Here is a 7,122-nt window from a genome sequence, read left to right as displayed (position 1 = left end):
ACCCTACTACGCGCTCGCGAAGCCCTCGGCCAGGGCGATCAGCGCGCGCACCGAGACCCCCGTGGCGCCGGCTCCGGTGAAGCCGTAGCCGCCGCCTCCCCGGAGCCCACCGACTCCAACCCCGGCTACGTCACCCCGCTCGTGCGCAAGCTCGCCGGCGAGAACGGCATCGACCTCTCCACCCTCACGGGAACCGGAGTCGGCGGCCGCATCCGCAAGCAGGACGTCCTCGACGCGGTCGAGGCCGCCAAGTCGGCTCCGGCCGCCCCGGTCTCGGCGCCCGCCGCCGCAGCCGCCAAGGCCGCGCGCACCCCGCTCGAGACGTCGCCCCTCCGCGGCACCACGCAGCCGATGTCGCGCCTGCGCAAGGTCCTCGCGCAGCGCGCCGTCGAGTCGATGCAGACGAGCGCCCAGCTCACCTCGGTCATCGAGGTCGACGTCACGGCGGTCGCCCGCTTCCGCGACTCGGTCAAGAAGAGCTTCCAGGAGAAGACCGGCGCCAAGCTGTCCTTCCTCCCGTTCTTCGCCCTCGCGGCGGCCGAGGCGCTCAAGGCCTACCCGGTGATCAACTCGACCCTCGACGGCGAGTCGATCGTCTACCCGGACCACGAGAACATCAGCATCGCCGTCGACACCGAGCGCGGCCTGCTGACCCCGGTCCTCAAGAACGCGTCCGAGCTGAACCTCGCGCAGATCGCCTCCACCATCGGAGACCTGGCCGAGCGCACCCGCAACAACAAGCTGAAGCCCGACGAGCTCGCCGGCGGCACCTTCACGCTGACCAACACCGGTTCGCGCGGGGCCCTGTTCGACACTCCCGTCGTGTTCCTGCCGCAGACCGCGATTCTCGGCACCGGCATCGTCACCAAGAAGCCGGCCGTCGTGCAGGTGGACGGTACTGACGCCATCGCGATCCGCTCGACCGTCTTCCTCGCGCTCTCGTACGACCACCGCACGGTCGACGGAGCCGACGCGGCGCGCTTCCTGGTCGCGATCAAGGAGCGCCTCGAGGAGGGCTCGTTCGAGAACGACCTCGGCATCTGACACGCTCCCCCTGAGCGCGCCTCTCACGAGGCCGCTCCGGTGTAGACGTCGCGGATGAGCCAGCCGGCCTCCGTCCTGATGATCAGGACGGAGGCCGCTGTCGTCCCCGGGGCCGTCCGGAGGTACACGACCGCCGATGCCCCGTTCACGTCGACGAGGACGGCCGACGCCTCCCCCGTCGCCGGGACAGCGGAGGCGGGGCCGTCCGCTGCGTCGCCGAGCGGCGAGTCCGCCGTGACCAGACCGCGGGCGCACTCCCGGTCCCCGCACGCGCGCACCGCGTCGATCAGCACCTCCGCCGCCTGCTCGGCGTCGAGTGAGGTCGCCGCGACCGGAGCCGGCGGTGCCGCGGTCGCCACCGCCGGCGGAGTCGACCGAGCCGGAACGGGCGCGGCTGCGGTCGACGCCTCCGCATCCTGCACCTGCCGATCGGGCCCGCCCGCGAGCGAACCGGCGAGCACCGCTCCCAGCACGATCGCCGTCCCGACGGAGAGCGGTCCCCGACGCCGGACGACGAACGCCCGGAGGCGGTCCTGCCAGCCGTCGAGCGGATGGACCCGCCTGTGCCGGGCAGCCGGAGCGGGCTCCGCCTCCCGACCCCGTGCATCCGCGCCGGACGTCGGCAGCGCCCGCACCGCCTCGCCTATCCCCTGCGGATCAGCGAGTCCGTAGAGGTTGCCCTCCAGCGCCAGCAGGTCGCGGTGCCGCGCGAGGGCGGCGACCGGCAGCTCCGGGCAGAGCATTCCGAGGCGCTCCAGGACCCGCTGCAGCGCGTCGCGCGCCGCACGCGGGGTGTCGACGGCGGGCGTCGTCAGCAGCACCAGCGGCCGACCCTCCTCCGTCAGGCCGATGTCGTCCGTCGTCGGAGCCAGCCATGCTCCCTCGAGCGCGGCCGACCGGACCGCGCCCACCACGGGGGCGAGGAGGGTGACCGCGGCGCCGAGTGCGATCCCCCGCTCGACCCGCAGGAACCTCTCGAGTGTGGCGACGACGGGAGGGGCGGTCGAGACGATGCGCCTCCTCGGAGACGACTCCACCCGGACGATGCGTTCGCGGTGGCGGTGCTCGGCGAGCCGAGCCACCGCCGACACCTGTAGCGCCTCGGCCTCCCGCGGCCGCATCGTCCGCTCGGCCGGCGGTGCGGCATTCGGCGCAGGCGTCCGCCGCCTCCCCGTCCGCACTCCGCCGATCCTCCGGCCCTGGACCGTCCCGCTGCTCGTCATGAGGCGAGCCTGACCGCAGGTCGGGGCGGAGGACGCCCGTCGATCCCGATCGGTGGACGGATCGGCGCACGTGCCCTCTGTGGAGGAGTCGGATCCGCGTCCGGGGTCCGCCGCCGCGCTCCCGCTCGGTATCCTTGACGTCATGGCACGCAGCACGGAACCGTCGACGAAGGCGGTCAAGGAACCCGGACGTCTCAAGCAGATGTGGCAGGTGTTCCAGATGACCCGCCGCTACGACAGCAGCGCCGTCTGGATCATCCTCCTCGCGCTCCTGCTCCCGATCCTGCTCGGCGTGCTCCTCGGCATCCTGCTCGGCAACGGCAACGGCTTCGTGATCGCGCTGTGGATCATCGTGGGCGTGATGGCCGGCCTGGTCGCCGGACTCGCCGTGCTCTCGCGTCGCGCCGAGCGCGCCGCCTACGGGCAGATCGCCGGGCAGCCCGGCGCGGTCGGCGCCGTCCTGCGCAGCGGACTGCGCGGCACCTGGACCGGCGGCGAGATGCCCGTCGCCGTCAACGGCAAGACCCAGGACGCCGTCTACCGCGCCGTCGGCCGCGGAGGCGTCGTGCTGATCGCGGAGGGCCCCGCCTCCCGGACCAAGCGCATGCTCGAGGACGAGCGGCGCAAGGTGTCGCGGATCCTGCCGAACGTCCCCGTCACCTTCGTGCACGTCGGCTCCGACGCCGATGCGACTCCGCTGCACAAGGTGCCGAGCCGCCTCTCGAAGACGAAGAAGGTCCTCACCAAGGCCGAGGTCCTCGCGGTGAAGAACCGGCTCTCCTCGCTCAACACGTCGCTGCCCATCCCGAAGGGCGTCGACCCCTTCAAGGTGCGCCCTCAGCGATCGCGCTGACGCACGACGCGACAGGCCGGTCGGGATCTCTCCCGGCCGGCCTGTCGCGTCTGCGGCGCGAGTCAGTAGCGGACGAGAACCGTCCCGGCCACCTTGTCGTGGAAGCCGCGCTGGTCCGAGTCCCAGACGAGCGCCGGCACCAGCACGGCCAGCAGCACAGAGCGCACGATCGGGCGCCACACGCCGACCCAGCCCCCGCCGAGACGGATGACGCGCATCCCGAGCAGGCGGTGCCCGATGCTGCCGCCGATGGTGGGGATGAAGACGACCTGCAGCAGGACGAACAGCAGCAGGCTCGCCCAGCGGTCGTAGTCGAAGAACGCGAGCGACAGCAGAGCGGCGACGGCGAAGTCGACGGCCAGGGCGGCGATGCGGCGGCCGGACCGTCCGACCGAGAGGCGGCCCTCTCGGGGGAGGCCGAGACGCTCCCCCGGGTACGAGCTCGGGGCGGCGTCGGCGAAGGTCCTGCGGTCGGCGGCTGGCATCCTCCGATCCTATCCGCGGCGTCTCGGAGCGGACCGAGGAGCGGGTGGTCCGGCAGACGACGTGGAGCCCGACCCCGGACGGGCCCCGTAACATGTCGGAAACAACAGGGACACGGTGGGGAAACCCCCCGTCACTACCCTGGAACGGCTGCGCTCTGCAGCACCCCGTCACGCCATTGGAGACCTTTGCATGTTTAAAGATTCTTCCGAGGTGCTCTCGTTCATCAAGGACACGGACGTCAAGTTCCTCGACATCCGGTTCACCGATCTCCCCGGTGTCCAGCAGCACTTCAACATCCCCGCCTCGACTGTCGATGAGGAGTTCTTCTCCGTCGGTCAGCTCTTCGACGGGTCCTCGATCCGCGGATTCGCGAACATCCACGAATCGGACATGCAGCTGATCCCTGACGTGACCACCGCCTACGTGGACCCGTTCCGCGTCGAGCGCACGCTGATCCTCGTCTTCGACATCTACAACCCGCGCAACGGCGAGATCTACTCCAAGGACCCGCGCCAGGTCGCGAAGAAGGCCGAGAAGTACCTCGCGTCGACCGGCATCGCCGACACCGCGTTCTTCGCCCCCGAGGCGGAGTTCTACATCTTCGACGACGTCCGCTACGAGATCACGCAGAACTCCGCGTTCCACTCCGTCGACTCGGTCGAGGGCGCCTGGAACTCGGGACGCGTCGAGGAGGGCGGCAACCTCGGCAACAAGACGCCCTACAAGGGCGGCTACTTCCCGGTGAGCCCCGTCGACAAGCAGGCCGACCTCCGCGACGACATCTGCCTCAAGCTGATCGACGCCGGCCTCATCCTCGAGCGCTCGCACCACGAGGTGGGCACCGGCGGCCAGGCCGAGATCAACTACCGCTTCGACACGATGGTCCACGCGGCGGACGACATCCTGAAGTTCAAGTACATCGTCAAGAACACGGCCGAGCAGTGGGGCAAGACCGCCACGTTCATGCCGAAGCCGCTCTTCGGCGACAACGGCTCGGGCATGCACACCCACCAGTCGCTGTGGAACGACGGCACGCCGCTTTTCTACGACGAGAACGGCTACGGCGGTCTCTCGGACCTCGCGCGCTGGTACATCGGCGGCCTGCTCAAGCACGCTCCCGCCGTCCTCGCGTTCACGAACCCGACGGTCAACTCGTACCACCGCCTGATCCCGGGCTTCGAGGCGCCGGTCAACCTGGTCTACTCGGCCGGCAACCGCTCCGCGTCCATCCGCATCCCGATCACCGGCACGAACCCGAAGGCCAAGCGCATCGAGTTCCGTGCGCCCGACGCCTCCGGCAACCCGTACCTCGCGTTCGCCGCCCAGCTGATGGCGGGCCTCGACGGCATCAAGAACCGCATCGAGCCGCACGAGCCGGTCGACAAGGACCTCTACGAGCTGCCCCCCGAGGAGGCGAAGCTCATCCCGCAGGTCCCCGCGACCCTGGGCGAGGCGCTCGACGCCCTCGAGGCCGACCACGACTTCCTCCTCCAGGGCGGCGTGTTCACTCAGGAGCTCATCGACACCTGGATCGAGTACAAGCGCGAGAAGGAGATCAAGCCCCTCGCGCAGCGTCCTCACCCGTTCGAGTTCGAGCTGTACTACGGGGTCTGATCCCGCAGCACTGCCGAAGGGCCGTTCCTCCTCGGAGGGGCGGCCCTTCGCCGTCCCCGGCGCGCGGGCGTCAGCGGTAGGAGGGAGCGTCTCCCGCGGCCGGCCCGTAGAACAGGCGCTCGAAGACCGCGCGGGAGCGGCGGGTCACGCCGAGGTAGTCGTCCTCGAGCGCCGTCGCGGACCCGGCCGGGTACTCCAGCAGGCGCGCGACGCCCTCGAGCTGCCGGCGGTCGGTCGGGAGGACGTCGCTGGTGCGGTTGCCCCAGAGCGTGGTGCCCGAGCGGACACGGGACGCGAGGATCCACGCGGCACGCAGCCGTTCCGCGTCCTGCGGGCCGACCATGCCCTCCTCCTCCGCGACCGCGAGGGCGGTGAGGGTCGAGGTGGTCCGCAGCGCCGGGGTCCGCCGCGCGTGCTGCAGCTGGAGGAGCTGCACCAGCCACTCGACGTCGCTCAGCGATCCACGGCCGAGCTTGAGGTGACGGCGGGGGTCGGCGCCCTGCGGCAGACGCTCGCTCTCGACCCGTGCCTTGATCCGCTTCACCTCGCGGATGTCGCGGTCGGAGACCGCTCCCGGGTAGCGGACCCCGTCGGCCAGCTCCTCGAAGTCCTCGATGAGCGCCTGGTCCCCCGCCACTCCCCGCGCCCGGAGCAGCGCCTGCGCCTCCCACGTCAGCGACCAGCGGGCGTAGTAGGCGCGGTAGGAGTCGAGGGAGCGCACGAGGGGCCCGTTCTTGCCCTCGGGCCGCAGGTCGGCGTCGAGGTCGAGTGGCAGGCGGGAGTCCTCCGTGAGCCGGACCAGCTCGGCGACGACGAACTGCGAGTAGAGCTGGGCCTGGTGCGGCTCGGCGGTGCCGGGTCGCTGGACGTACATCACGTCGGCGTCGGAGCCGAACCCCAGCTCCGCCCCTCCGTACCGGCCCATGCCGATGATCGCGAACTCCGCGTCGGCGCCGGGCAGGGTCGCACTGCCGCGCCGGATGGCGGCGAGCACGCCGCCCAGCAGTGCGCTGATGATGTCGGTGAGGCTGGTCGCGATCTCCTCGATCGAGCTGAGGCCGAGCACGCCACCCATGGCGGTCCGCAGCACCTCGCGCCGGCGCATCGAGCGGAGGACCGAGGCGACCGCGTCGGGCGTCTCGTGCCGGGCGAGCACGGCGCGCACCTCCTCGGCGAGCTGGGCGGCGCTGCGGGGGCGGAGGGCGTCGTCGTCCTCGAGCCAGGCCGCCGACTCCGGGATGCGGTCGAGCAGCTCGCCGACGAAGCGCGATCCGGAGAGCACCGTGGTGAGCCGCTTGGCGGCTCCGGACGAGTCGCGCAGCATCCGGAGGAACCAGGGCGTCCCGCCCAGTGCGTCGCTGAGGCGCCGGAACGCGAGCAGGCCGTAGTCGGGGTCCGGTCCGTCGGCGAACCACTGCAGCATCACCGGCACGAGGTGGCGCTGGATGCTCGCGCGGCGCGAGACGCCCGAGGTCATCGCGGCGATGTGACCGAGCGCCCCGCGGGCGTCCGCGAAGCCGATGGCGGCGAGGCGCGCCTCCGCCTGGCCGGTGGACAGCTCGGCACCCCCGTCGGAGAGCGCGGCGACCGCGGAGAGCAGCGGACGGTAGAACAGGCGCTCGTGCAGGCCCCGGACGCGGTGCTTGATCCCGTTCCAGACGCTCAGCAGCTCCTCCGCCGTGCGGGCGAGCCCGCTGGAGCGGGCGAGGGTCCGCAGCTCGTGCTCGTCTCGCGGCATCAGGTGCGTACGCCGAAGGCGCCGCAGCTGGAGGCGGTGCTCGAGCAGCCGGAGTGCCCGGTAGTCCTGCGCGAACTCCTCGGCGGCGGAGCGGCCGATGTACCCGCGGTCGGCGAGGGCGCCCAGGGCGAGGAGAGTCCCGGGCATGCGGATCTCGTCGTCGG

Annotated in this window: 6 protein-coding genes; 3 read left to right on the top strand and 3 right to left on the bottom strand. The window is 71.6% G+C overall.

The window, feature by feature from the left end; all coding sequences use genetic code 11:
- The coding region (gene sucB, locus C5C33_RS17715; RefSeq protein WP_104261760.1) for a 2-oxoglutarate dehydrogenase, E2 component, dihydrolipoamide succinyltransferase at nucleotides 1-1,044 on the top strand (1,044 nt) is incomplete at its 5' end.
- A 23-nt stretch (nucleotides 1,045-1,067) separates the two neighbouring features.
- Here sucB and C5C33_RS17710 read toward each other — a convergent pair.
- Entirely contained in the window at nucleotides 1,068-2,135 is a 1,068-nt protein-coding gene (locus tag C5C33_RS17710; RefSeq protein WP_104261759.1) for a hypothetical protein, read from the bottom strand.
- Between the two features lie 274 nt (nucleotides 2,136-2,409).
- Between C5C33_RS17710 and C5C33_RS17705 the strand changes: the two genes are divergently transcribed.
- Nucleotides 2,410-3,120, top strand: coding sequence for a DUF4191 domain-containing protein (locus C5C33_RS17705; RefSeq protein ID WP_104223728.1), 711 nt, complete (start codon nucleotides 2,410-2,412; stop codon nucleotides 3,118-3,120).
- Nucleotides 3,121-3,182: 62 nt separating this feature from the next.
- On the opposite strand, the gene C5C33_RS17700 is transcribed toward C5C33_RS17705, so the two are convergent.
- Complete coding sequence (locus C5C33_RS17700; protein ID WP_104223667.1) at nucleotides 3,183-3,605, bottom strand: RDD family protein; 423 nt, start codon at nucleotides 3,603-3,605, stop codon at nucleotides 3,183-3,185.
- 190 nt (nucleotides 3,606-3,795) lie between these two features.
- Here C5C33_RS17700 and glnA point away from each other — a divergent pair, with 190 nt between their 5' ends.
- Entirely contained in the window at nucleotides 3,796-5,220 is a 1,425-nt protein-coding gene (gene glnA, locus C5C33_RS17695) for a type I glutamate--ammonia ligase (RefSeq protein WP_104223668.1), read from the top strand.
- Nucleotides 5,221-5,290: 70 nt separating this feature from the next.
- Here the strand turns inward: glnA and C5C33_RS17690 are convergent.
- Nucleotides 5,291-7,122: bifunctional [glutamine synthetase] adenylyltransferase/[glutamine synthetase]-adenylyl-L-tyrosine phosphorylase (locus C5C33_RS17690; RefSeq protein ID WP_104261758.1), on the bottom strand; the 1,832-nt coding region annotated here is incomplete at its 5' end.

Source organism: Rathayibacter sp. AY1H3 (assembly GCF_002932015.1).
The sequence above is the reverse complement of the archived record's forward strand: the minus strand, read 5'-3'. Positions and strand labels throughout refer to the sequence as shown.

Excerpts from the sequence above, each read along its gene's own strand:
- C5C33_RS17700 (WP_104223667.1), bottom strand. The coding sequence starts at position 3,605 with ATGCCAGCCGCCGACCGCAGGACCTTCGCCGACGCCGCCCCGAGCTCG.
- glnA (WP_104223668.1), top strand. The coding sequence starts at position 3,796 with ATGTTTAAAGATTCTTCCGAGGTGCTCTCGTTCATCAAGGACACGGAC.
- C5C33_RS17705 (WP_104223728.1), top strand. The coding sequence starts at position 2,410 with ATGGCACGCAGCACGGAACCGTCGACGAAGGCGGTCAAGGAACCCGGA.